This window comes from Rhizobium sp. IY2, assembly GCF_047532935.1.
In the GTDB taxonomy this organism is placed as follows: Bacteria; Pseudomonadota; Alphaproteobacteria; order Rhizobiales; family Rhizobiaceae; genus Rhizobium; species Rhizobium anhuiense.
On the sequence record NZ_JBLKNU010000001.1, the window covers coordinates 890,518 to 913,098 of the forward strand.

23 protein-coding genes and 1 riboswitch are annotated in these 22,581 nt (G+C 59.9%); of the genes, 16 read left to right on the plus strand and 7 right to left on the minus strand.

The features are described from left to right. The first annotated feature begins 11 nt into the window (after nt 1-11). The 3 genes from ACMUVN_RS04345 (at nt 12) to ACMUVN_RS04355 (ending at nt 3,391) form a co-directional block, all read left to right on the plus strand. Nucleotides 12-626 (plus strand): TetR/AcrR family transcriptional regulator, encoded by a 615-nt coding sequence (locus ACMUVN_RS04345; protein ID WP_063475083.1) that lies wholly within the window; start codon nt 12-14, stop codon nt 624-626. Nucleotides 627-1,042: 416 nt separating this feature from the next. After that, nucleotides 1,043-1,873: a response regulator gene (locus ACMUVN_RS04350; protein ID WP_047610313.1), complete on the plus strand. Its 831-nt coding sequence runs from the start codon at nt 1,043-1,045 to the stop codon at nt 1,871-1,873. A 186-nt stretch (nt 1,874-2,059) separates the two neighbouring features. Beyond that, the gene (locus tag ACMUVN_RS04355) at nt 2,060-3,391 is read left to right on the plus strand and encodes a diguanylate cyclase (protein ID WP_047610311.1); all 1,332 of its coding nucleotides are present in this window, start codon (nt 2,060-2,062) and stop codon (nt 3,389-3,391) included. Between the two features lie 95 nt (nt 3,392-3,486). On the opposite strand, the gene ACMUVN_RS04360 is transcribed toward ACMUVN_RS04355, so the two are convergent. Next, entirely contained in the window at nt 3,487-4,506 is a 1,020-nt protein-coding gene (locus ACMUVN_RS04360; protein WP_018242426.1) for a GlxA family transcriptional regulator, read from the minus strand. 217 nt (nt 4,507-4,723) lie between these two features. On the opposite strand from ACMUVN_RS04360, the gene ACMUVN_RS04365 reads away from it, so the two are divergent. Beyond that, nucleotides 4,724-4,954, plus strand: coding sequence for a hypothetical protein (locus ACMUVN_RS04365; protein ID WP_414814892.1), 231 nt, complete (start codon nt 4,724-4,726; stop codon nt 4,952-4,954). Between the two features lie 18 nt (nt 4,955-4,972). Next, nucleotides 4,973-7,765 carry a DEAD/DEAH box helicase family protein gene (locus tag ACMUVN_RS04370; protein WP_132572092.1) on the plus strand — a complete coding sequence of 931 codons (2,793 nt, stop codon included), beginning with the start codon at nt 4,973-4,975 and terminating at the stop codon, nt 7,763-7,765. Between the two features lie 186 nt (nt 7,766-7,951). On the opposite strand, the gene ACMUVN_RS04375 is transcribed toward ACMUVN_RS04370, so the two are convergent. Then, a complete protein-coding gene (locus ACMUVN_RS04375) occupies nt 7,952-8,152 on the minus strand; it encodes a hypothetical protein (protein ID WP_132572089.1) in 201 nt (66 codons plus the stop codon). Between the two features lie 278 nt (nt 8,153-8,430). Here ACMUVN_RS04375 and ACMUVN_RS04380 point away from each other — a divergent pair, with 278 nt between their 5' ends. The 3 genes from ACMUVN_RS04380 to ACMUVN_RS04390 are packed head-to-tail and all read left to right on the plus strand — an operon-like array spanning nt 8,431 to nt 9,149. Further along, nucleotides 8,431-8,664 (plus strand): DUF2171 domain-containing protein, encoded by a 234-nt coding sequence (locus ACMUVN_RS04380; RefSeq protein ID WP_028756543.1) that lies wholly within the window; start codon nt 8,431-8,433, stop codon nt 8,662-8,664. Between the two features lie 53 nt (nt 8,665-8,717). Continuing rightward, nucleotides 8,718-8,927, plus strand: a complete 210-nt coding sequence (locus ACMUVN_RS04385) for a DUF2945 domain-containing protein (protein WP_028756544.1) — start codon at nt 8,718-8,720, stop codon at nt 8,925-8,927. Nucleotides 8,928-8,963: 36 nt separating this feature from the next. Beyond that, nucleotides 8,964-9,149 (plus strand): DUF3008 family protein, encoded by a 186-nt coding sequence (locus ACMUVN_RS04390; RefSeq protein ID WP_132572086.1) that lies wholly within the window; start codon nt 8,964-8,966, stop codon nt 9,147-9,149. Nucleotides 9,150-9,162: 13 nt separating this feature from the next. Here the strand turns inward: ACMUVN_RS04390 and ACMUVN_RS04395 are convergent, their stop codons facing one another. Then, on the minus strand, nt 9,163-9,882 hold the full coding sequence (locus ACMUVN_RS04395; protein WP_132572083.1) for an MgtC/SapB family protein: 720 nt from the start codon (nt 9,880-9,882) through the stop codon (nt 9,163-9,165). A gap of 245 nt (nt 9,883-10,127) precedes the next feature. On the opposite strand from ACMUVN_RS04395, the gene greA reads away from it, so the two are divergent. Both greA and ACMUVN_RS04405 read left to right on the plus strand, forming a co-directional pair. Then, entirely contained in the window at nt 10,128-10,610 is a 483-nt protein-coding gene (gene greA, locus ACMUVN_RS04400; RefSeq protein ID WP_132572080.1) for a transcription elongation factor GreA, read from the plus strand. Nucleotides 10,611-10,703: 93 nt separating this feature from the next. Beyond that, a complete protein-coding gene (locus ACMUVN_RS04405; protein ID WP_028756548.1) occupies nt 10,704-11,063 on the plus strand; it encodes a FlxA-like family protein in 360 nt (119 codons plus the stop codon). 39 nt (nt 11,064-11,102) lie between these two features. On the opposite strand, the gene ACMUVN_RS04410 is transcribed toward ACMUVN_RS04405, so the two are convergent. Next, a complete protein-coding gene (locus ACMUVN_RS04410) occupies nt 11,103-11,996 on the minus strand; it encodes a LysR family transcriptional regulator ArgP (RefSeq protein ID WP_028756549.1) in 894 nt (297 codons plus the stop codon). Between the two features lie 100 nt (nt 11,997-12,096). On the opposite strand from ACMUVN_RS04410, the gene ACMUVN_RS04415 reads away from it, so the two are divergent. The 3 genes from ACMUVN_RS04415 (at nt 12,097) to ACMUVN_RS04425 (ending at nt 14,177) form a co-directional block, all read left to right on the plus strand. Then, on the plus strand, nt 12,097-12,705 hold the full coding sequence (locus ACMUVN_RS04415) for a LysE/ArgO family amino acid transporter (RefSeq protein ID WP_132572077.1): 609 nt from the start codon (nt 12,097-12,099) through the stop codon (nt 12,703-12,705). 274 nt (nt 12,706-12,979) lie between these two features. Continuing rightward, nucleotides 12,980-13,921, plus strand: coding sequence for a LysR family transcriptional regulator (locus ACMUVN_RS04420; protein WP_028756551.1), 942 nt, complete (start codon nt 12,980-12,982; stop codon nt 13,919-13,921). 100 nt (nt 13,922-14,021) lie between these two features. Beyond that, complete coding sequence (locus ACMUVN_RS04425) at nt 14,022-14,177, plus strand: hypothetical protein (RefSeq protein ID WP_003560194.1); 156 nt, start codon at nt 14,022-14,024, stop codon at nt 14,175-14,177. 51 nt (nt 14,178-14,228) lie between these two features. On the opposite strand, the gene ACMUVN_RS04430 is transcribed toward ACMUVN_RS04425, so the two are convergent. Next, complete coding sequence (locus tag ACMUVN_RS04430; RefSeq protein WP_063475079.1) at nt 14,229-14,570, minus strand: hypothetical protein; 342 nt, start codon at nt 14,568-14,570, stop codon at nt 14,229-14,231. A gap of 31 nt (nt 14,571-14,601) precedes the next feature. Beyond that, nucleotides 14,602-15,603, minus strand: a complete 1,002-nt coding sequence (locus ACMUVN_RS04435; protein ID WP_414814893.1) for a glycine betaine ABC transporter substrate-binding protein — start codon at nt 15,601-15,603, stop codon at nt 14,602-14,604. Nucleotides 15,604-16,258: 655 nt separating this feature from the next. Between ACMUVN_RS04435 and ACMUVN_RS04440 the strand changes: the two genes are divergently transcribed. From ACMUVN_RS04440 to ACMUVN_RS04450, 3 genes are all read left to right on the plus strand, one after another. Beyond that, complete coding sequence (locus ACMUVN_RS04440) at nt 16,259-17,713, plus strand: cobyric acid synthase (RefSeq protein ID WP_132572071.1); 1,455 nt, start codon at nt 16,259-16,261, stop codon at nt 17,711-17,713. A 122-nt stretch (nt 17,714-17,835) separates the two neighbouring features. Beyond that, nucleotides 17,836-18,606, plus strand: a complete 771-nt coding sequence (locus ACMUVN_RS04445; RefSeq protein ID WP_414814894.1) for an SDR family oxidoreductase — start codon at nt 17,836-17,838, stop codon at nt 18,604-18,606. 133 nt (nt 18,607-18,739) lie between these two features. Continuing rightward, nucleotides 18,740-19,996, plus strand: coding sequence for an adenylate/guanylate cyclase domain-containing protein (locus tag ACMUVN_RS04450; protein ID WP_132572065.1), 1,257 nt, complete (start codon nt 18,740-18,742; stop codon nt 19,994-19,996). A gap of 28 nt (nt 19,997-20,024) precedes the next feature. On the opposite strand, the gene ACMUVN_RS04455 is transcribed toward ACMUVN_RS04450, so the two are convergent. Next, the gene (locus ACMUVN_RS04455) at nt 20,025-21,815 is read right to left on the minus strand and encodes a chloride channel protein (RefSeq protein WP_132572062.1); all 1,791 of its coding nucleotides are present in this window, start codon (nt 21,813-21,815) and stop codon (nt 20,025-20,027) included. 258 nt (nt 21,816-22,073) lie between these two features. Continuing rightward, nucleotides 22,074-22,470: riboswitch (cobalamin riboswitch) on the plus strand. Nucleotides 22,471-22,581: the final 111 nt, after the last annotated feature.

A 22,581-nucleotide genomic window follows, 5' to 3' on the forward strand; every position in this document is an offset into this window, starting at 1 on the left:
CAGTCCCGTCGATGCCGGCCGATCCTGTTTCAAAACCGAGAACCAAGCCCGCCGAAGAGCGGCGCGACGAGTTGATGATCGCGGCCGAGCGGCTTTTTCTGGAAAAGGGCCTGGAGCAGACGACGATCGAGGAGATCACGACGGGGGCCGGGGTCGCCAAGGGCACGTTCTACCTGCACTTCTCCTCGAAGGCCGATGTTCTCCAGGCGCTGCGCGCCCGTTTCGTGCAAAGCGTGCTGGATGGCATCGTCGCGGCGATCGAAGGACGAGGGCAGGAGGATTGGCACGGCAAGCTGGCGGCCTGGTCGACGGCATGCGCCACCGGTTATCTCGACGCGGCCGGGCTGCATCATCTCGCCTTCGTGGCGGCACCCCCCGCAACGAAGGAAGGACTTTCGCGCAACATCCTGATCGACCATCTGAACGAACTGCTTGCCGCTGGCGCTGGCGAGAATGCCTGGTCGGTCGACGATCCCGGCTTCACGGCGGTGTTCCTGTTCAATGCCCTGCACGGTGTGGTCAATCAGCCCGGCATCGGCGAGACGCCGGCTGCCCGCGCCCAATTGCTGCGCGCGATCGAGGCGCATTTCCTGCGCTCGCTTGGCTTGCCGTCAGGTATGGATTAAGCGCTGGGCATCCAGGGATGACCCCGGAGGGCCCTTGCCAGATCAGGCGTCCACCCGGTCAGGTCGTGTTGAATAGCCTGGGCTCCATTGCTGAGATCTGCACGAGGCAACGAAGACGCTTTGGAAAGCAAGGCGGAAATCCTGTCGCAAGTCCGTCCAGCCCCTCTAAGGCTATATTATGAGGGGAACAAGCTGCGGCATGGCGATCCTCGTAATGTGACGTTGTCGGCAAAGCCCGTTCGATGCCGAGAGTGCGGTGCTTCGCGCCTGATTTCTTAAGCATATCTGCAGGAAATCGGGGGCGATCCCATCGGGCCGCTTCTTCGCTTCATATCCCGGCGCGCTGATTAATAATTATTCAAATCAATTGATGTATCGATTTGATCCGGGGACAGATTTTACATCAAAGGTTTGCTATGGCGTTTCTAGGTATTTCGGGGATGCAATATTCCGGGGAAATGTTTGCTGGCGCGCGCATTATTGTCGCGGAAGATTCTAACGTATTCACCTCGATGATCAGCAAACGCCTCAAGGAGCTGTTCGACATTGATGTCGAGATTTGCCGCAGCTTCGAGGATCTGCAGTTTTCCTACGACAAGTCTTCCGATCCGATCACGCTGGCGATCTCGAACATCAACCTGCCCGGCGCCGAAAACGGCGAAGCGCTCGAGTATCTGGTCGATCTTTCCATCCCGACCATCGTCTTTACCGGCACCTTCCACGAAGGCATGCGCGACAAGCTGATGGCCAAGGACATCGTCGATTATATCCTCAAGGACAATATCTTCGCCGTCGACCTTCTGGCGGAATCGATCTGCCGGTTCCTGACCAATCATCGCCACCATGTGCTGATCGTCGACGATAGTGCGACGGCGCGCGCCCTGCTGTCGAGCCGGCTGAAGCGTTACAATTTCCGTGTGAGCGTCGCCGAGAACGGCGGCAAGGCGCTGGAGATCCTGAAGGCCAATCGCGATATCGGCCTGATGATTACCGATTACAACATGCCCGACATCGACGGCTTCGAGCTGACGCGGCGCATCCGCTCCAATATCGGCTCGCATGAGTTGCGCATCATCGGCGTTTCCTCTTCGTCGAACCGGCTGCTTTCGGCACGATTCCTGAAGGCCGGCGGCAATGATTTCATGTTGCGCCCCTTCATCGACGAGGAGTTCTACTGCCGCGTCAACCAGAACCTCGATACGCTGCTGCAAATTCAATCGATGCGCAAGGAGCGGGCGGTTGCCTGACGGCTCTTCCGGCATCGGTATCGGCAGGGGGGCGGAGGCGACTGTCGGGGACAGTCGTCGAATTTTTGCAATTAGAGGTAATGTCGCTTTCATTTGTCCCCTTCACGCGCATAAGCCTCTCGGCTATCGTCCGCCCCGGGGAGAGGGCCGAGTCGAGCCCGTCGGACGTATGGGGGAATAGCGGCTGTGGCGTTTCAAGCGGATTTTCAGCGAGATGGCATTGGGCTCCGCTCCGGCGGGCTAAAAATACTTCTGGTTGAAGATTCCCGGATGTTTTCTGCCGTGCTCTGTCACCGGTTCCAGACCGAGCTCGGCCTTGCCGTCAAATCCTGCCCGTCACTGAAGGCTCTTCGCAAAGAACTTGCCGAGGACGGTCACGGCTACACCATGGCCGTCGTCGATCTCAACCTGCCGGATTCGCCCTATGGCGAGGCGCTCGACTGCACGATCGAGCACGATATCCCGGCGATCGTCTTTACCGCGACATTCGATCTCAACACGCGCAACAAGATCATGGAGCGCAATGTCATCGATTACGTGCTGAAGGACAATGAATTCGCGCTCGACAATCTGGTCGCCACCGTCCGGCGGGCGATCTCCAACCGCAAGACGCGGGTGCTTGTCGTCGACGATGTCGCCTCGGCGCGCCAGGTGCTCGTCGACCTGCTGAAGGCGCAGCAATATCTCGTCGTCGAGGCAAGTTCGGGGCTCGAGGCGCTGGCAGCGCTCGAGGCCTACAGCGATATCGAACTCGTCGTCACCGACCACCACATGCCCGATATGAGCGGCTACGAGCTGACGCGGCGCATCCGCCATCGCTTCGGTTCGGACAGGCTGCGTGTCATCGGCGTTTCCGCCTCCAACGACCGCATGCTTTCGGCGAGTTTCCTCAAGGCCGGCGCCAGCGATTTCGTCTACCGGCCCTTTGTCGCCGAGGAACTGCAATGCCGCATCGCCAACAATGCCGAGACGCTGGCGCAGATGCGGCAGCTGCGGGCGGCGGCGGCCTGCGACTATCTCACAGGCCTCTATAACCGCCGCTATTTCTACGACAACGGCCCGAAGCTGGTGAACGAGTGCCTGCGGCTGAAGGTGCCGAGTTCCGTGGCCATTCTCGATATCGACCATTTCAAGCGGCTGAACGATACCTATGGCCACGAGATCGGCGACAAGGTGCTGAAGGCTGTCGCAAACAGGCTGTTTACGATCTTCGAAGGCAGCGAAAATCTTCTCTCGCGCCTCGGGGGCGAGGAATTCGCCATCCTCTTTCCGCAGATGGATTCCGCTGCTGCGACCAAGCTCTGCGACGAGATCCGCTCGGACATTTCGCGGCTGAAGGTTACGGCCGACGACGAGGAACTCGGTGTTACGATTTCGATCGGCATTGCCGAAATCGGCGGTTACGAGACTTTCGAGAATTACCTCAACGCCGCCGACCAGTTCCTCTACATGGCCAAACACCGCGGCCGAAACCAGGTCTATTCCGACGCCAGAATGACGGAAGAGGCGGCGCAATAACGCCATCCCAGCGCGGGGGTGAAGCCGCCGCCTTTCACATCAGACGGCGACAGGCCTTTCCCAACGTCTCAAGCGGCGACGGCCTTCTTATAGCCTCAGGCGGCAACTGCCTGCCGTGCGGTCGCCATGGTCATCTTGCGCTCGGCGCGCTCCTGCTGCGGCGAGCGATGGTAGAGTTCGCGATAACACTTGGAGAAATGCGAGGCCGAGACGAAGCCGCAGGCGACGGCGACCTCGACGACCGGCATCGAGGACTGCACCAGCAGGTGGCGGGCGCGGTCAAGGCGGATTTCCAGATAGTAGCGGGCCGGCGAGCGGCCCATCTCCTGGCGGAACAGCCGCTCGATCTGGCGGCGGGAGAGGCCGGCACCATCGGCGATCTCGATCAGCGACAGCGGCTCGGCGAGATTGCCTTCCATCAGCTCGATGATCGACAGCACCTTGGCGTTCTGCACGCCGAGGCGGGCGCGCAGCGGCAGTCGCTGGCGATCGTGCGGGTTGCGCACGCGGTCGGTCAGGTGCTGCTCGCAGATGCGGTTGACGAGGCTTTCGCCGAAATCCTCGCCGACAAGGTTCAGCATCATGTCGAGCGAGGCGGTGCCGCCGGCGCAAGTATAGAGATTGCCGTCGATCTCGTAGAGATCGGCATAGACCTCCGCCTGCGGGAAGGCTTCCGAAAAGCCCGGCAGGTTTTCCCAGTGGATGGCACAGCGCTTGCCGTTCAGGAGACCGGCCTGGGCAAGCACATGCGCGCCCGTACAGAGGCTGCCGACGGCAACGCCGCGATTGTAGCATTCACGCAGCCAGGCATTGACCGACTTGTTGTTGAACTGCTCGACATCGATGCCGGAACAGACGAGCACCATGCCCGGCCGGTTTTCGCCGCCGAGATGGCGACGTTCCTCGGCAAGCGAGGAATTGGCCTCGACGCCGATGCCGCAGGAAGAATAGACCTTTTCCCCGTCGACAGAGGTCAGCCGCCAGGTATAGGCCTGATAGCCGAGCATGCGATTGGCGATGCGCAACGTGTCCACGGCCGCCGAAAAGGGCAGCATGGTGAATTGCGGTACCATAAAGAAGACCAGTGAACGCTTCTTGATCTGCATCCTATTCATAGCGAAATCCATGCTCGAGGGGCGATGACACATTCGTTGCGCGGAATGCGTCGCGCCGATGTCCTGAAAGCGACACTGGCATGGAAAAATGCGGCCGGGAAGAGCAAATATGCGACATAGCCCACGTTTGGGCCGGTCAAACTATCGGGATGGCCGGGGACAGCGCAGATGACAGATTCACGGGAGACTGAAACTCAAGACTGAAAAGGGCTTGGGAATGGACAGTCAGGCCGCGAAAAAGGCGGCGTTGCGCAAAGCAGACGCCGACCCTATCTTGGGAAGAATGTCGCATTCATTACAGCCAGCTGATGTCATTGCGCTGTCGTTGAAATTTAGCCAAAAGGCATGCGGGAAGCATAACTGGCGCTGCATGACCCACGCCAAGATGGTGCTGTGTTTCCCGAAGAGTATTTTAGTCGCAGGTTCCACAACGACTCGTCGCATTTAATCCAAAAGGCAGCATTAAATGAAGGACCTCGCTTTTCAGGGCACGTGGCGAGCATATCAGCAGAAGATACTTGATGATCTTGCAAATCTCTTAGGCGATGACGGATTGCATATTGTCGCGGCACCCGGCTCCGGTAAAACGGTTTTAGGTCTTGAAGTGATGTGCAGGCTCGGTGAGGCGACTTTGATTCTGGCTCCGAGCAAGACCATCCGGGACCAATGGGCGCATCGGCTGCGCACGATGTTCCTGCCCGCCGACCTTGCCGAACCGGAATGGATTTCCCACGATGTGAGAGCGCCCGGAACCGTCACGATCATCACCTATCAAGCTCTGCATGCGGCGTTCTCGGGCCATCCGTCCGAAGAAGAAATTCCCGACGGTGAAGAGGAGGGCAGCGACGGGGCGCAAGTCGGTGAACCAGGCAAGCAGGAAACGGAGAAGGCGAGTAAGAAAATCATCGCGAAGCTGCGCGAGGAGAAGGTTCGCACCCTTGTGCTCGATGAAGCGCACCATCTTAGAAACGAGTGGTGGAAGGCCCTGACGATGCTCAAGGAAGCACTAGGTCAGCCCACAGTCGTCGCGCTGACAGCGACGCCTCCTTATGATGTAGATCCTCAGGAATGGGACCGCTATCAGGCGCTTTGCGGGCCGATCGACGGTGAAATTTCCGTGCCGGAACTTGTGTTGCAAGGCGATCTTTGCCCGCATCAGGATTATGTCCACTTCAGCCTGCCGAGTGCGCTGGAAGCACAGAAGCTGGCCGAGTTTCGTGCGCAGATCGGAGACTTCATCGAAACGCTGCTTGAGAGTGCAGAATTCAAGGAGGCAATTCTGCGCCATCCATGGATTACGCAGCCGATCGAGAATGTGGAGCATATACTGGACGATGCACGCTTTTTCTCCAGCATGCTGATCTTCCTGAAATCACAATATGTCGACATGCCGCAGTCGACTCTCGACATTCTCGGCGTCAAGGCGCGTGAAGTACCGGATTTGACGCTTGAATGGATAGAGGTATTGCTGAACGGCGCTATCTACACCTATCGCAGTGATTTCGAAGAAGCTGAACAGGCAATCCGCTGCCAGCAAGACAGGCTGAGGGAAATTAGGGCAGTGGAGCACGCCAGAGTGCGACTGACTGATCCACGATCGGTTCAGAAGCTGCTGGTATCAAGCGTGAGCAAGCTCAACGCGATCGTCGATATTGCCCGGCTCGAAAGCGCGTCGATGCGTGACGAACTCCGTATGGTTATCCTCTCCGACTATATAAGGAAGGATGCGCTGCCCACTGCCCCCACGGACCTTCAGCCCATCGAGAGAATGGGCGTCGTGCCAATCTTCGAGACGCTGCGGCGGTCAGAACTTGATCTCAAGGTAGGAATTCTGACGGGGAGCCTGGTTGTCATTCCGGCGGAATCAAAAGGGATTCTTGACGAGATCGCAGACCGTCTTGGCATCGCTGCCGAACACATCCGTTATCAGCAGGCGGCATTCGATGCTGGCTTTCTGAGCGTTGAACTCTGCGGCGAGCCGAGCCGCAATATCGTCCATATAATCACCGAACTGTTCAGTCGCGGCGGGATCACGGCCCTGGTCGGCACCCAGGCTTTGCTGGGTGAAGGATGGGACGCACCGTCCGTAAACACTTTGATCCTGGCAAGTACGGTGGGATCATACGTACTCTCCAATCAGATGCGCGGTCGTGCCATTCGCATTGATCCTCGAAGCCCTCAGAAGGCTGCGAACGTCTGGCATCTGGCGGTCATCGACCCTGAAAAGCTCGAGCAGAGAATACCGCTGCGCTTCGGGAGGAAATCGACCGATAGAAAAGCGCCCGATCCCTATGACACGATGACAATAGACTTGGGCAGCGACGTCGATGCGCTGAAACGCCGATTTTACGCGTTTGAGGCTTTGTCCTTTGGCGAGCCTCCGGTGATCCAAAGCGGTTTTCAACGATTGATGCTGGGTACTGCCAAATGGAATGCGCGCGGTGTTGATGACATCAACAAAATGATGGAACGGAGGGCTGCAGACCGCAAATCACTGAGATCCCGCTGGCATAGTGCGCTGCACAGCAAACGCGCCGTTGCGAGGATGCAAGAAACATTGGAGAGCAACTATGCCCCCAAGGGGCTAGTTAACTGGAATACGACAAAGTTTCTGTTTGCGCACAGCGCCGCACTCGCCGGCATGATCTTGAACGGATTCTTGCACAGCTTTCGCGTCACGCACATCCGATCGCTCCAACAACTGGAGTTGGTCCTGTTCGTTATGTTCGCATTACTGGCCATCTTCTGCTTGCCGGGCGCACTCAAAGCCAGTCTGTTGTTGCTGCGGAACGGCTCCCTGGAAGGGAGCATGAAGCAAGTGGGAATAACCGTTCTGGAGACGCTGCATCATATGGGCGTCATAACGACAGAGTTGGGAAATGTGAGTGTCGAGGCGACGCTCGACCAAAACGGCATAATTTACTGCCGGCTTGAGGGCGCCACGACAATTGAGCGGTCCCGCTTTCTCGACGCTCTACGGGAAGTCCTCGTTCCCCCACAGAATCCCCGCTACATTCTCGTCAGGTCGTCAAAATTCTGGCGGCTGAACCGGGTGGATTATCATGCAGTCCCGTCGATCATCGGTCGGAAAAGGGAGGATGCCATATATTTCGCCCAGCACTGGAATCGTTACGTCGGTTATTCGGAACTTGTTTACACGCGCAGTGTCCAGGGTCGCCTGAAACTGCTCCAATTCCGCGCGAAGTCATTCGCTTCCGCGTTTACAAGGAAAACCGATAGAATTAGCCGGTGGGAGTAATTGGGAAAGTATGATGCGGGCTCCCAGCTGCCTCAGCGCGTTTGCGCCTGATATGCAGTTGCGGGGCCATCCAATGCCGGCAAGGCGAACGACAATCGACAAGCAGATTCGGGAATTCGGAAGACGAAAAAGGCGGCGTTGCGCGAAGCAGACGCCGCCCCTATCTTGGGAAGAATGTCGCATTCATTAAATGGTCCGGTGTTTGCTGTCGTCCGTGCTCGGCCAGCCGATGTCCTTGCGGATGTCGAAAGGCATAGCTTCGATTTCGCGGGCCGTCTGCCAGCGTGTCCAGGCGAGCACGAGCTTGCGGGCATAATGTGCCAGATCGAAGCGGCTGTCGCTGGAGGTGAGGGTCTTGCCACCACCCCGATAGGTGAGCGTGGTCATTTTCCGGTTCCTTTCTTAGGTCAAGGACATGGGGATCGATGGGAGGTTCGTCCATGTCCGTAATGCCAATATGGCCCCAGACAACTCATCATTCAAACGAATAGGGCTTATGGATAACATCAGAGATATTGAATGATCGGAGCGTGCCCGGCGGCCCTAGGCTGGCCTCGACATCGGGGCTGACGCGCATAATTCGGTGCGCGGCCGGATGCCTCGGAACCAAGTTTGCTCCACCTCGTTGCCAGTTCGTAGCTGACAATGATGCAAAGGAGGAAACGATGATTTCCGCAGATCAGATCCGTGAGCATATGGAAGTGCGGGCTGCCGACGGCACCCATGTCGGCACAGTCGATCACCTCGACGGCCCGACACGCATCAAGCTGACGAAGCTCGATTCGGAAGACGGCAAGCACCACCTGATCCCGATCGATTGGGTCGATCACGTCGATGCACACGTCCATCTGTCGAAGAACGCCTGGGATGTCCGGATGCAATGGGCCACCATCAACTGAGAGCCCATCGGCTGCGGCTTGCGGGCCGCAGCCTCTTTGAAACAGGAGCCGCCATGCCGAAGCAATTGAAGAAGGGCGACGAGGTAAGCTGGAATACCAGCCAGGGAAAGACCGAGGGCAGGGTGGTCAGAAAGCAGAGCGGTCCGACGACGATCAAAGGCCACAGGGTGAAGGCATCGAAGGCCGAACCGCAATATATCGTCGAGAGCGACAAGTCGGGAAAACGCGCCGCACACAAGCCTGACGAACTCCGGAAGCTTTGAACCGGCGGTCGCTCGTTTGAGCAAGAGGAGATCGATATGCCAGCCAAATCGAAGGCCCAGCAGAAGGCGGCAGGCGCCGCACTCTCGGCCAAGCGTGGCGAGACGCCGAAGAGCGAACTCAAAGGCGCCTCGAAACAGATGGTCGAATCCATGAGCGAAAAACAGCTGGAGGAGTTCGCCTCAACCAAGAGGAAGGGCAAACCCGCGCACGTGTCGAAATGAAGGGAATGGAGGTTTAGTTCGTCGTCGACTGCATCGAGAAATCCGCGACGTCATGCGCCTTTGACAGGGCATTCACGATCTCGCGGGCGGATGTGTCATGGTCTTTTGCCATCCATCTTAGTTCGAATGTCACGCCGGCGCGTCCATCGGTGGTCCGTGCAAAGGAAACGAACAGAGCACGGCATGCGAGAGGTTTCAGCGCTTCCGACAGTTCGGGAATATCGGCATCGGCGCTGCGGATGAGAAGCGTTGCCTTGCGTTCGCAGCGCAGCCACGTATCCAGACGCTTCAATGGCGACAGGACGATGAAGGCAAGCGCGGTCGCCACCATCCCGGTCAGGATCTGGCCGCCGCCGAAACAGAGGCCGACCACCGTCATGAACCACAAGGTCGCCGCCGTGGTGACGCCGGTCATCATATCGCCGCGCCTGAGGATCGCTCCGCCGCCGATAAAGCCCACGCCCGTCAGCACGCCGAGGGGAAAGCGCAGCACGTCCATCTGGGTGAAGGAGCCAGGCGTTTTTCCGTATACCGAGAGAAGAAGGTTTGCCTGGACCATCGCCAGGCATGCGGCAAGCGCCACCAGGATAGTGGTCCTGAAGCCCGCCGCGTGACCGCCGCGCTCTCGGTCGAGACCGATCAGGCCGCCGGCAACCACCGTCAGCGCGATACGCGTGGCGATATCCCACCAGCTCGGCGTCAGCGGCATGGCATCCGTCAGGAACGCAGGCATGTGTTGGTCCAGACTTTGTCGTGGCGCTCTGGCTGCTCGCGGGGCTTTTGCCCTTCCTCAGCCGTGCACCGGTCTAAACGCCATGCGGGGCAGGACGTTCCCAAGGCTCCCAAGCTAGTGGCGGCTGATGAGCCAAGATTGGCGGTTCGTCTGCAGTCGGTGTATGTAGGGTGCCGACAAACAGATGGGGCATTCGCCCCGCCAGCGATAAAGCGCGCGCACTGCGCCTAAAACGGAGTTCGAGATTGGCCGTCGCCTTCACCAAGGAAGAGAGTTTCGAAACCGCTTCGGAAACCCTGCTGCCCGACCGTCCGATTTCGCCGCACCCCAACCTTGTCACGGAGGCGGGGCTGAAGGCTTTGGAGCTGCAATTCCAGCAGGCCCGCGAAGCTTATGATGCTGCGAGCACGATCGAAGACGTGAACGAGCGGCGGCGGCAGACGGCCAATCCCTTGCGTGATCTTCGCTACTTAGCGGCAAGACTTCGCACCGCCCAGATCATGCCTAACCCCACGTCAATCGACGCCGTCGCCTTCGGCACCACGGTGACTTTCCGCCGTGATGACGGGCGCGTGCAGACCTATCGGATCGTCGGGGAGGATGAAGCCGATCCCAAGGCCGGATCGATTTCCTACGTCTCGCCGGTGGCGTGGCTTTTGATGGGCAAGGCTGTCGGCGATGCGGCGGAGGCGGGCGGCCAGGAATTGGAGATCATCGCCATCGCATAAGAGCGCGATATTTATTTTGGTACTATTCGGTACTTTATTTATCGAACCTTTACTCTCCCTGGCTAGAACGGTGACATTCCATCATCGAAGGTCATGCTCATGGTCAGCGCAATTTCCAGTTCCGCATCCACAATTTTGAGTTCCGTCGCTTCAACCTCGACTTCGAGTTCGTCGGATCAGCTTGCCACTCTCGAGGCCCAGCTTGCCGAAAAGAAGGCAGACCTGGAGCAGACGCAGGACGAGCAAGAGAAGGCCACGATCCAAAAATCCATCGATACGCTGGAAGCCAAGATCGCCAAGCTCGAAGCGAGCGAAAGCAGCCAATCTCAGTCGTCTGCCGCATCGAAGCCCACCGATGAAGCTTCTGGAGAATTCTCCGGCGAAAGCGAGCGCATCGGCACGAAGAATTTTGACGAGACCAGCGAGTTCGGCAGCCGCACGGCTTACGTCTGACAAAGCGCACTCGGTCCTGCTGTATCTTTAAGTGATGCATCAAAGACGGCGCTTGGCCACCGTGACGACTTCACGCGTCAGATCCGCCAAGCGGTCGGCGGCGAGGCGGTTTATCTGCCAGTAGAGCGGGACATCGAGGGGCGTGTCGGGCACCAGTTCGACCAGCCGTCCGGATGCGAGATGCTCGTGGGTCAGCTGGGTCGGGTTCATTCCCCAGCACATGCCCGAAAGACTCGCCTCGACGAAGCTCTGCGGCGACGGCAGCCAGTGGGTGGGATAATCGAGATCGCGTCCGAACGTTCGCCTGATCCAGCTGCTTTGGAGCCTGTCCTTCTGATTGAAGGTCAGCGCCGGAGCGTTGCGTATCGCCTCCGATGTCACGCCCTGCGGAAAGTGGCGCGCGACGAATTCGGGGGTTGCCGTGGCGTGGTAGCGCAGAAACCCAAGGGCAAAACGCCGGCATCCGCGAACCGGCTTTTCCAGGCTGGTGACGGCGGCGATCACCCGCCCGCGCTGCAGCCATTCGGCGGTATGATCCTGATCGTCGACGGCGATGTTCAGCAGATAGGAAGAGCTTTTGGCGAAATTCGACATGGCCTCGACGAACCATGTCCCGAGACTGTCGGCATTCGTGGCGATTTGAAGCGTGACCCTTTGGCTGGGCTCGTCGGGATCGACGAGAGCCGGCAGCTGCCCGAAGAGTTCGGCTTCGAGCATGCCGACATTCTCCACATGGCGACAGAGCCATTCCCCCTTTTCCGTCGCCGTGCACGGCGTGCCTCTGACGATGAGAACGGCGCCGAGACGCTCTTCCAGCTGTTTCACGCGCTGAGAAACGGCCGAAGGCGTCACGTTCAGGACGGCCGCCGCTCTTTCGAAGCTGCCTGTCTGGACAATGGTTGCGACGGCGCGCAGCGCGGGATAGTCGAGCATGGATTAGTTTCGCTTAATCGGAGTTAGTTGGATTAATTAGCCTAATTCTCGTAATCGCGGTAGCGCAACCCTAGCGAATTAAGGGGCGTTGGCCGAAGCGATGAATTTTTCGATCTATATAACCGGCCTGATGATGGGCCTCAGCCTGATTGTCGCCATCGGCGCGCAGAACGCCTTCATCCTCCGCCAGGGCTTGCGCAACGAACATGTCTTTGCCGTCTGCCTCGCATGCGCTGTCTCAGATGCGGCGCTGATCGTGCTTGGGGTGACCAGCCTGCAGCAAATCGCCAGGTTCATGCCCTGGCTCGATCCCGTCATGCGCTACGGCGGAGCCGCATTTCTGGTTTGGTACGGGGCGAGAAGCCTCTATTCGGCCTTGCGGTCGTCCGCTACCCTCACGGCGGCGGAGGCCAGAACGGCGAGTTTCCGGCAGACGCTCATGACCTGCCTCGCGCTCACCTGGCTCAATCCGCATGTCTATCTCGATACGGTCGTGCTGCTCGGCACGATATCGACACGTTACCCCGGGCAGCAGACTTCGTTTGCTGCCGGCGCGGTGACGGGTTCCTTCCTGTTCTTCTTTTCGCTCGGATATGGCGCAACATGGTTGCGGCCGATCTTCTCGAAACCCTCGTCCTGGCGGATGCTGGAAACGCTCGTCGCTTTCACGATGTGGGCGATCGCCTTCAAGCTGCTGGGCGGCATGTGACCGCCGTTCGATCGTCGATCATCCACTTCGGCGGCCGAGGCAAGGGTGCTCAATTCCATTTCGCGCTGACAATCCGCCAGCAGATGCGACGGAAAACGCTTTAACTGCCGGATCGCATATTCATGGTTTGCATCCCTGCGCCTCTGCGACTTGAATGCGGAAAGGGCCTGTACGATATTCCAGGTGCTTGATTGCGTCATGTCCGGCCTCCTTTGCTGGCATCATTGCTGCCGACACTGAAGATATCCGGTCGATTGACATTCAATCAAACAAAATGATATGCGGTTATAAATCAGAAAAATTGAAAGATGTGACGATGAGCATTCCCTTTCGCCGTCCCATTCCGCTGCTTGACAACGATGTGCTGCGGACCTTCGTGGCCATCGCCGAGACAGGCAATTTTTCGACCGCCGCGGAAGCGGTCTTCCGCACGCCATCGGCAGTGTCGATGCAAATCAAGAAGCTCGAGGAACAGCTTGGTGCGACGCTATTTTTGCGCGACGCCCGCTCGGTATCCCTGACGCGCCACGGCGAGATGTTGCTGTCCTACGCCCGCAACATCCTGGCGCTGTCGAACGAGGCGGTGTCGCGCTTCATCATGCCGGAGCTCAGCGGCGTCGTGCGGCTCGGCGCGCCGGAAGATATCGGCGAACGGCTGCTGCCGAGCATCCTGAAGAGTTTCGCCGAGAGCTATCCCGGCATCATGGTCGACGTGACGATCGACATGAGCATCGGGCTGAAGAAGCGCATGGAGGAGCAACGGCTCGACCTGGCGTTGATCAACTGTGCGACGCGGCCGTTCCCGACCGGTGGCGAGGTGGTCTACCGCGAGAGGCTGGTCTGGGCCGGCGCCAGGTGTGGTTCGGCCCATCGCCGCGATCCCCTGCCGATCTCGATCTGGGAGGACGGTTGCATCTGGCGCCAGGAGGCACTGACCCAGCTCGAACGCAACAAGCGGCCCTATCGCGTCGCCTATCTCAGCGGCCATACCATGGCGCAGCGCGCCGCCGTGCTCTCCGATCTTGCCATCGCGCCGCTGCCGCTTTCCTATGTCAACGAGGACATGGCGCTCCTCGGCCCGAATGAAGGTCTGCCGGAACTTGGCGCCTTCGATATCCGTCTGCTGACCGCCTCACAGATGTCGGGGCCGATCGAGACGGTGGCCGACAGCATTCGCAGCGCCTTTGCCGAACGGGCAAAGGCAGTCGCCGCCTGAGGGGCCTTTCAGCCAGTGAACCTTTTGGTTTGTCGCGCGTTATTGGCGCGGACGGCATTTTGTCGCCGTTCGGGGTTGATTTCAAACAAGGATATCCGAGATGACGACAACGGCCAAAATTGCCGCAGCTTTTATGGTTCTTCTTGCCCTTTCCTCCTGCGGCAACACGATCCGCGGCATAGGGAAAGATACGGCAAACACCGTGAACGCCACCCAGGATGCCGGCCGCTCGGTCGACCGCGCCGCGAAGAAGTAACGACCATTCAGATTACTGCTGGGATCGCCAGATCAGGTGCTGACCGGGGAATCAAGTGTTGACCGGGGGATAAACCTTTTCCAGCCCGCCGGATCGGCTAAGGCCGGTCCGGAACGCCTGGTAGGCGGGATGCTGGCTGGAGCGGGCGGTTTCCGTCAGCCGGATCTGCAACCGGCCGGGCGCCTGAGTCCCGAGCCACATCCCAAGACTTTCGAGTTTCAAAGAGTTCAGGAAACGCGATCCGGCGGCAAGATCGAGATGGCGGCGCAGCCCGTCGAGCAGATTGTCGTCCTGGGCAGCGTTTTCCATGAGCAGCGCCAGGTATGACTTGTCGGCCTCCGACAGGGCGGCGAGCTTTTCCGCAACGGTATCGCGGTCGGGAAAGGGAATCATCGAATCGCCCGTGGTAATGGTGTTCTTACCGTTATAAACTTGCCTTGACCTTCTCGGCTACATCGGCCGGCACCCATTTCGTCCACAGACCCTCGTAATTGCGAAGGAAATAGATCGCGGCATCCTCGTTGCTTTCGCGGTTTTCGTCCTGCCAGGCAAGCACCTGATTGATCGTCTCATTGTCCCATTTGCGGGTCTTGAGATAGGTCGCGACGGGCCCCGCCCGGCTGGCGAAGGACCTGGTCATCAGCGTGAAGGCGCGTGAGACCGGGTAGGAATTGACTTCAGGTCTGGCGCAGCCGGCAACGGCGGTGCAGCGGTCCCATTCGTTTTTGTTGTGGCCGACACCGAAGCTCAGGCGCGTCATGTCGTATTTGCCGAGGATGGCAGTCGGCGCCCAGTAATAGCCTAGCCAGCCGGCCTTGTTTTCGAAGGCATGCGCAATCGAGGCGTCGAGCCGCTCGGGGCTGCCGGTTTCGACGAGCTCGAAACCCTTCTTATCGGCGGCAAGCGCCTTAAACAGGTTGGCGGTGGATATCTGGCAACTCCAGTCGGCGGGGCAGTTGTAGACTGCGCCCTTCGACGGATCGTCCTCGGCGGGAAACAGTTCGGGATGTTTCAGCGCGTCCTCGACCGAGCGGATATCGGGGTGGGCGTCGGCGATGAATTTCGGGATCCACCAGCCCTCGACGGCACCGTCGGCCAGGATCTCGGCTCCCTGCACCAGCCGGCCGCTGTTGACCGCCTGATCGTGCAGGGACCTCACCGAATTGATCCAGTATTCCGAGGCAATGTCGGGGGTGCTTTTTTCATTCATCGAGGCGAAGGTCGGCAGGGTGTCGCCGTCGACGATGGTGACGGAGCAGCCATATCCGTTTTCCAGGATGATCTTGTCGAAGCTTGCGGCAATGCCTGCCGAAGCCCATTTCATTTCGGCGATCGAAACGCTGCCGCATTCGGCGGCTTCGGCCGGCGCAACGGTGGAAAGAGCCGCGGCAAAGACGGCCGGAATCAGAAACGTCTTCATCGTCATTCCCCGAATTCTTCTCAGGCGGACGCGCAGCAGGCTCTGAAATCCACCGACAAATCTCTCCGGCACCCGAAGCGAAAATGTCTGCCGGGCGATGCCGTGCAGGCTTTTCCGGTTCATCGGCACCGTCCGTCCTTGCGGCTCCGGCAGCTCGTCGCAGGCCATGTTCAACAATGGCGTATTTGGATGAAGCCTACGCGTTCGCTCGGAGAAATCAACCGTCTTCTGCTCATGGTTGCGTGACTAAATGATTGAATTCGAAGAATTTATGACATCATCCCGAAAATAGCGCCCTCGGGCGAAATGCACGCTGTTCGCGATCGGCGGCGGATCTCCGGCAGAAATTTCGACGAGGATGTCAAAAAAGATCAAAATTAACATTTGCGTAAGCCTTCAATAACTCTCCGGTAAGAATGTGCCGTTATCAGTTGGGTCGTGGCGGCAGTGACCGCCACTTCTCTGGTTCAGGTAGTGCGTACCGGAGAAAGCGAGCTTCGCCGTGTAAGGGTGAAGACGCCTGAGTTTTCGGCAAACCGCGCAGAGCCAAGGCCATGCGCGGTTTTCGCGTTTGCGGGCGGAGCTTGACCCGGGCCAAATCTTGACCCGGGATTGCCGTCCATTGTAGGCCTCGCTGAACAGAAGACGGATGCGAGCCACCATGGCAAGAGCGATCATGCTGCAGGGAACCGGCTCGGATGTCGGCAAGACGGTGCTGGTCGCCGGCCTTTGCCGGCTGGCGGCCAATCGCGGTCTGGCCGTCCGGCCGTTCAAGCCGCAGAACATGTCGAACAATGCAGCAGTCGCCGATGATGGCGGCGAGATCGGCCGGGCGCAGTGGCTGCAATCGCTGGCGGCGCGAACGCCATCCTCGGTGCACATGAACCCGGTGCTGCTCAAGCCGCAATCGGAAAACGGCAGCCAGATCATCGTGCAGGGCAGGGTGTTCGGACAGGCGAAGGGGCGCGATTACCAGCGACTGAAGCCGCAGCTGCTCGGCGCCGTGCTCGAGAGTTTCGAAAAAGTGGCTGCGGGCGCCGACCTCGTTATCGTCGAGGGAGCGGGGTCGCCGGCTGAGATCAATCTCAGGTCCGGTGATATCGCCAATATGGGCTTTGCGACACGGGCCGGCGTGCCTGTCGTCCTCGTCGGCGATATCGACCGCGGCGGCGTCATCGCCTCGCTGGTCGGTACGCATGCGATCCTCGACGATGGCGACCGGGCGATGATTGCGGGCTATATCATCAACAAGTTCCGCGGCGACGTCTCGCTGTTTGACGACGGCATTCGCGCCATCGAAGGCTTCACCGGCTGGCCGTGTTTCGGCGTGGTGCCGTGGCTGCCGGGCGCGGCGCGCCTGCCGGCCGAGGATTCGGTCGTGCTCGAACGTCTGGCGCGGGGCGAGGCGGGTGCGCTGAAGATCGCCGTGCCGGTGCTGCCGCGCATCGCCAATTTCGACGATCTCGACCCGCTGAGAACCGAGCCGGATGTCGAACTGGTCTTCGTGCGATCAGGCGAACGGCTGCCTGCCGATGCAGGCCTGGTCGTCCTTCCCGGCTCGAAATCGACGATATCGGATCTCGCCGACTTCAGGGCTCAAGGCTGGGACCGCGATCTCCAGGCGCATGTCAGGCGCGGCGGCCGGGTGATCGGCATTTGCGGCGGCTACCAGATGCTCGGCCGGACGGTGCACGATCCGCTTGGGCTCGAGGGCGGGAGGCTGGAGACACCGGGGCTTGGGCTTCTCGACGTCGAGACCGAAATGGCGCCGGAGAAAACTGTGCGCAACAGCCATGCCCGCTCGACCGAATACGACGCACCGCTGGCCGGCTACCAGATCCATCTCGGCATCACCCGCGGCCCGGATTGTGACCGGCCTTCGGCGATTATCGACGGCACGCCTGACGGGGCGCTTTCGGCTGACGGCCGGATCATGGGCACCTATCTGCACGGGCTGTTCGGCAGCGACGCCTACCGCGCCCGGCTGCTTCAAAGCTTTGGGCTCTCGGGCGAGCGGCGAAACTACCGCGAGAGTGTCGACCAGGCGCTCGACGAGGTCGCCGGAGATTTGGAACGTCACCTCGACGCGCGTTGGCTGGCCGGGCTGCTCGGTTAGGCCAGGATGTGTCCCGGATGGGGCGGTCACACTGCCATCCGGTGTCACCGTTCTGCTCTTGCCAAATTAGTTGACTGAGTCCATTAATTGTCGCGACGGACCCTTTGAGAGCGACGAAAACCATGAGCATATTGGATAGATTTTCACTGGCAGGTCAGGTGGCGCTGGTGACTGGCGGCGGTCGTGGGCTGGGCTTCGAGATGGCACGCGCCCTGGCCGAGGCCGGGGCGCATGTCATCGTCAACGGACGTACGGCGGCGACGTTGGAAGAGGCCGTCAGGACCATCCGGGCTGCGGGCGGCACGGCGGAGGCCGCCGCATTCGATATCGCCGACCGCGAGGCACAGCGTGCTGCGATCGCCGATATCGACAAGATCCATGGTCGTCTCGACATTTTGATCAACAATGTCGGCGCCCGCGACAGGCGGCCTCTGGCTGAATTCGACGATGATGCCATCATCGAGCTGCTTCGCACCGACCTGGCGGCGGCCATGACGCTTTCGCGCGACGCTGCCGTATTGATGAAGCGACGCAATCACGGCCGCCTGATCGCGGTGACCTCGATCAGCGGCCATGTCGTCATGCCCGGTGATTGCGTCTATCCGGCAGCCAAGCAGGGATTGACCGGCCTGATGCGCGGCATGGCGGTCGAATTCGGCCCGCACGGCATCACCAGCAACGCAATTGCGCCCGGTTGGTTTGCCACCGAGACGAACGCGGCGATGGCTGCGAACGAGGAATTGATGCCCTTTGTGCGCCAGCGTATCCCGGTCCAGCGCTGGGGACGGCCGGACGAGATCGCCGGCGCGGCGCTTTTTCTGGCAAGCGCCGCCGCTTCCTTCGTCAACGGCCACGTACTGACGGTGGACGGCGGCATGACAGTCAGGATGTGAGATATCCGTAGGCGCTGCGGCACCATCTTTCACTTCTGCGGCACTCTCACAGCTCCTCGTCGGCAGGCGAATGACTGATTGTCGTTGCCGGAGACCACGGCTAGAAATATCCGCCTGACTCGACTATTGGTTGATGTGGCAACCCCGGTGGTCATCGCCGTCCATTTGCCCGATTTCCGACCATAATCTGCGTCGGTCATTTGGAGGTTCGGAAATTAACAATCATATTCAGTGGCTTATAGAACATGGAATCACAGCTGAGCATATTGGCGAGCTGATAGCCGGATTGTGCGATCGGCTGATCGCGGATGGCTTTCCGATCTGGCGGGGAAGCATCTCGATGCCGTCTATTCATCCCATGTATGGCGGCGTCTCGGCCAATTTCGTGCGCGGCGGTGCGACCACGATCGAGAATGCCGAATATGGCAGTGCGGCAGTGCTGAATTTCGAGAAGACGCCGATCTATTTTCTTTTGGGCCGCGGCGAAACATCAGGTCGATGGAACATCGCAAGGGGTGAGGGTGTCGATGACTACCCGCAGCTTGGGGAATTCGCGCATGCCGGCGGCACGGATCACCTGGTCAGCCTGCTGGAATTCCCGAAGGAGGCTGCGCTGCGTGGCGTCAGTCTGTCTCTCACAAGCGACAGGCCGGGCGGATTTTCTGATGATCAACTGGCGATCGTCGCGAAGCTCTTCCCAGCGCTGGGGCTGGCTTGCTATCGCATTGCGGCATCGAAAACCGCATCGGATATCCTTGCCGTCTATACAGGCGCCAAGACAAGTGCACGCATCCTTGCAGGCGATATTCAGAGGGGAAAGGGAGGGGCGATCAATGCTGCAATCCTCCTTGCGGACCTGAGAAACTTCACGGCGCTGACCGAGATCTATCAGCCGGGCGAAATCGCCGGGTTTCTGAATGAACATTTCGAGCTGATCGGCTGGCATGTCGAGGAAAATTCGGGCGAGATCCTCAAGTTCATGGGCGATAGCGTGCTGGCGATCTTTCCGACAGATGCTGAAGATCCGCAAAAGGCCTGCATGGCCGCACTGGCTTCCGCAAGGAATATTCTAGAAGCCAACAAGGTGCTGAATGGTCAGCGGAGGAATGATGGAGGTCCTGACATCGGCGTCGATGTCGTACTGCATCTCGGCGAGGTCTTCTACGGAAATATCGGCGCACGCGGCAGGCTTGATTTCACGGTTATCGGCAGCGCCGTCAACGAGGCTTCGCGGCTTGAAAAACTCTGCGGCACGCTCGGACATCACCTTCTGATGTCGGAAAGCTTCGCCGTCACCTGTGCCGTCGCCAACGACTGTCTGGGATCTTTCGAATTGCGCGGGGTTTCGAAAGCGGTAAACGTGTTCAAGCTCGCCGACATGGTATCCTGAGATGACGATCCAGTCGTCGCGACGACGCTTAAATCTCGCCTGAGACCTCGCGGCGGCGGCGGTCGAGTTCCTCGCTGTAGCGGCGTAGCGTATAGCTTTCGCTGAGCTGGCCGATCACCTTGCGTTCGATCAGGTTGTTGACGACGGCGAGAGCTTCGCTTTCGCTCTTGTCGAAGATTGCCGCCGCCTGCCTGGCATTCATCTGCGGCTGCAGGAAATCGTTGCGGTAGTGGATGAAATCGGCAAGCGTCTTGCCCTCGTCCTGTGCGTCGGTCGGATTGGCGTAAATCTCCGGCACCAGCACGAGGCCCGCATATTTGTCGCTCTCCTCGACGAGGACGACGCGCTGGACCGAGCCGATCGGGAAGGCTTGCTTGAATTCTTCCAGGGAGATGCTCGCTTTTGCCGTCTTGACGTCGGCGCGCATCAGCTTGTCCACCGTCAGGTTGCGAATCCAGCCGACATCGTGGGCGCTGCGGATGCTTTCGCCGCGCAGGTGGAAACGCCATGTGGCGAAGGAATAGCCGAAGGTCGAGCGTACGACGAGGGACGAGGTGATGACGGCGGCGAGCACCAGCGCGGTGATCGGGAAATCGCCGGTGATTTCGAGCGCCAGGAACGTCATGGTCAGCGGTCCGCCGATAACGGCGACGGCAAGCGAGCTCATGCCGACCACGGCATAGATGACGGGGGTCAGCGTCGCATCGGCGAAATAGGGTCCGCAATAGGCAAAGAGCTTGCCGAGCAGGGCGCCCATGAACAACGAGGCGAAGAACAGGCCGCCCCTGAAGCCGGAGCCGATCGAGATCGCCGAGGCCAGGGATTTCAACAGGAAGAGACCGATCAGTGTCGGGATCGCCACCTCGCGGGAGAGGTTGAGATGCAGCGCGCCGTGGCCGGCCGAGAGCACCTGCGGCGAGATCATCGCCAAGAGCCCGACGATGACGCCACCGAGCGCCGGGCAGAAGGGTGGGGCGATCGAACTCTTGCGCGCCAGTTCCTCGACGAAGGAGACGCCCTGCATGATCAGGATACCGATGCCGGCGCAGAAGGCGCCGAGCAGCAGCGCCGGGATATAATCGGCCGGCACGACCGAGCCGAAGCTGCCGATATCGATGGTGAAATCACCATCGGCAAGCAGCCTTGCGACAAGGGTGGAAATGAGAGCTGAGACGACGACGGGTGTCAGCGACACGATCGTATAGGTGCCGATGATCAGCTCGAAGGCATAGAAGGCGCCGGTCAGCGGCGCGTTGAAGGCGGCGGCGATGGCGCCCGCCGCGCCGCAGCCGACGAGGATGCGCAGGTCGGAGCGGCGAAGCTGCAGCTTCAGGCCGAATTTCGAGGCAAGGCCGGCGGCAAGCTGGGTATAGCCGGCCTCCAGTCCGACCGAGGCGCCGAACCCGTTGGAGATCAGGTTCTGGACGGCAACGATGATGCTGTCGGTCAAGGATAGACGGCCGCCATGCAGCGCATTGGCTTCGATCGGGTCGACCATCGGCTTCTTGCGCCGTTTCGCCAGCACCAGGAGCAACAGGCCGAGCAGAGCGCCGCCGATTACGGGCGCGGTGAGCAGCAGCATCTTGTTCTCGATCTCGGATGAGCTCAGCCGCTCGCTATCGGCGATGCCGAAGACCAGCTGATGCAGCTCACTGGAGACGTAGCTCATACCGGTGACGGCGAGACCCGAGATGATGCCGACGACGGCGCCCGCCAGTGACAGGCCGACCTCGCTGCGGCGGGTCAGCGCCCGCAGGCGGCCCGGATCGAAGAAAACACGCAGCGCCCGGAAACGGCGCCGATCCAATTTCATAAGCATGGCTAGACAACTAGGCGGGGAGAGGCCCGGTCAAGGGCGGAGATGGTCGCGCAGTCCGCTTGCGACGCAATTGCGGCGAAAAGCCGGCGCCCGGGACAAATATTTATGACGTAAGCCTCTGATAAATGACGATATTTTAGGTAGACTAAGTCGTGTTGATAGGGTTGGGCCATCTGCTCGGAAGCTGACCGGCCGTCAAGGCCGGTTGACTTCACACCCCGGCTTGCCTAACCATCCCTCAACGGATGGTCGCCCGACCATCCTGACATAACGGATGGTTCCGGATCGGTGTTGCGCCCTTCCGGATGAAAAGGGAATGTGAAGGGGCGGACCCAAACCGGGCGCCTTCATCACAGCCGACCCCGCGACTGTAGAGCGGTCAGGGTCTTCCATCCGGCACCGAGCCCCTCCGGCCGGCGGCTTGCAATCATGCAAGCGGGCGGGGTGGGCAACATGCCGGAAAAGCCACTGGAGATGCATGGTGATCAACCGGGGTCGGACGCCTCTAAATCTACGAATCGTCCACCTTTTCACCAATGCAGCCGGGAAGGCGAGGATGATCCGCCGGCACGATCAGGGCGACCGGTTTCCGGTCTGCCCCGATCGCGGCCGATAACCGCGAGCCAGGAGACCTGCCATTACGTGCCGGGCCAGAAGCCCACACCTGGGCACTACGCCCGTTGCCAGCACGGAGGTTGTCTTGGCTGAACGATTGAATTCAGCGCGGCCTGGTGCGGCGCTCGCGACGCCTCCAAGCAGCCCTGCA

Excerpts from the sequence above, each read along its gene's own strand:
- ACMUVN_RS04345 (WP_063475083.1), top strand. The coding sequence starts at position 12 with ATGCCGGCCGATCCTGTTTCAAAACCGAGAACCAAGCCCGCCGAAGAG.
- ACMUVN_RS04350 (WP_047610313.1), top strand. The coding sequence starts at position 1,043 with ATGGCGTTTCTAGGTATTTCGGGGATGCAATATTCCGGGGAAATGTTT.
- ACMUVN_RS04360 (WP_018242426.1), bottom strand. The coding sequence starts at position 4,506 with ATGAATAGGATGCAGATCAAGAAGCGTTCACTGGTCTTCTTTATGGTA.
- ACMUVN_RS04365 (WP_414814892.1), top strand. The coding sequence starts at position 4,724 with ATGGACAGTCAGGCCGCGAAAAAGGCGGCGTTGCGCAAAGCAGACGCC.
- ACMUVN_RS04370 (WP_132572092.1), top strand. The coding sequence starts at position 4,973 with ATGAAGGACCTCGCTTTTCAGGGCACGTGGCGAGCATATCAGCAGAAG.
- ACMUVN_RS04375 (WP_132572089.1), bottom strand. The coding sequence starts at position 8,152 with ATGACCACGCTCACCTATCGGGGTGGTGGCAAGACCCTCACCTCCAGC.
- ACMUVN_RS04380 (WP_028756543.1), top strand. The coding sequence starts at position 8,431 with ATGATTTCCGCAGATCAGATCCGTGAGCATATGGAAGTGCGGGCTGCC.
- ACMUVN_RS04385 (WP_028756544.1), top strand. The coding sequence starts at position 8,718 with ATGCCGAAGCAATTGAAGAAGGGCGACGAGGTAAGCTGGAATACCAGC.
- ACMUVN_RS04390 (WP_132572086.1), top strand. The coding sequence starts at position 8,964 with ATGCCAGCCAAATCGAAGGCCCAGCAGAAGGCGGCAGGCGCCGCACTC.
- ACMUVN_RS04395 (WP_132572083.1), bottom strand. The coding sequence starts at position 9,882 with ATGCCTGCGTTCCTGACGGATGCCATGCCGCTGACGCCGAGCTGGTGG.
- ACMUVN_RS04405 (WP_028756548.1), top strand. The coding sequence starts at position 10,704 with ATGCTCATGGTCAGCGCAATTTCCAGTTCCGCATCCACAATTTTGAGT.
- ACMUVN_RS04410 (WP_028756549.1), bottom strand. The coding sequence starts at position 11,996 with ATGCTCGACTATCCCGCGCTGCGCGCCGTCGCAACCATTGTCCAGACA.
- ACMUVN_RS04415 (WP_132572077.1), top strand. The coding sequence starts at position 12,097 with ATGAATTTTTCGATCTATATAACCGGCCTGATGATGGGCCTCAGCCTG.
- ACMUVN_RS04420 (WP_028756551.1), top strand. The coding sequence starts at position 12,980 with ATGATATGCGGTTATAAATCAGAAAAATTGAAAGATGTGACGATGAGC.
- ACMUVN_RS04425 (WP_003560194.1), top strand. The coding sequence starts at position 14,022 with ATGACGACAACGGCCAAAATTGCCGCAGCTTTTATGGTTCTTCTTGCC.
- ACMUVN_RS04430 (WP_063475079.1), bottom strand. The coding sequence starts at position 14,570 with ATGATTCCCTTTCCCGACCGCGATACCGTTGCGGAAAAGCTCGCCGCC.
- ACMUVN_RS04435 (WP_414814893.1), bottom strand. The coding sequence starts at position 15,603 with ATGACGATGAAGACGTTTCTGATTCCGGCCGTCTTTGCCGCGGCTCTT.
- ACMUVN_RS04440 (WP_132572071.1), top strand. The coding sequence starts at position 16,259 with ATGGCAAGAGCGATCATGCTGCAGGGAACCGGCTCGGATGTCGGCAAG.
- ACMUVN_RS04445 (WP_414814894.1), top strand. The coding sequence starts at position 17,836 with ATGAGCATATTGGATAGATTTTCACTGGCAGGTCAGGTGGCGCTGGTG.
- ACMUVN_RS04450 (WP_132572065.1), top strand. The coding sequence starts at position 18,740 with ATGTGGCAACCCCGGTGGTCATCGCCGTCCATTTGCCCGATTTCCGAC.
- ACMUVN_RS04455 (WP_132572062.1), bottom strand. The coding sequence starts at position 21,815 with ATGCTTATGAAATTGGATCGGCGCCGTTTCCGGGCGCTGCGTGTTTTC.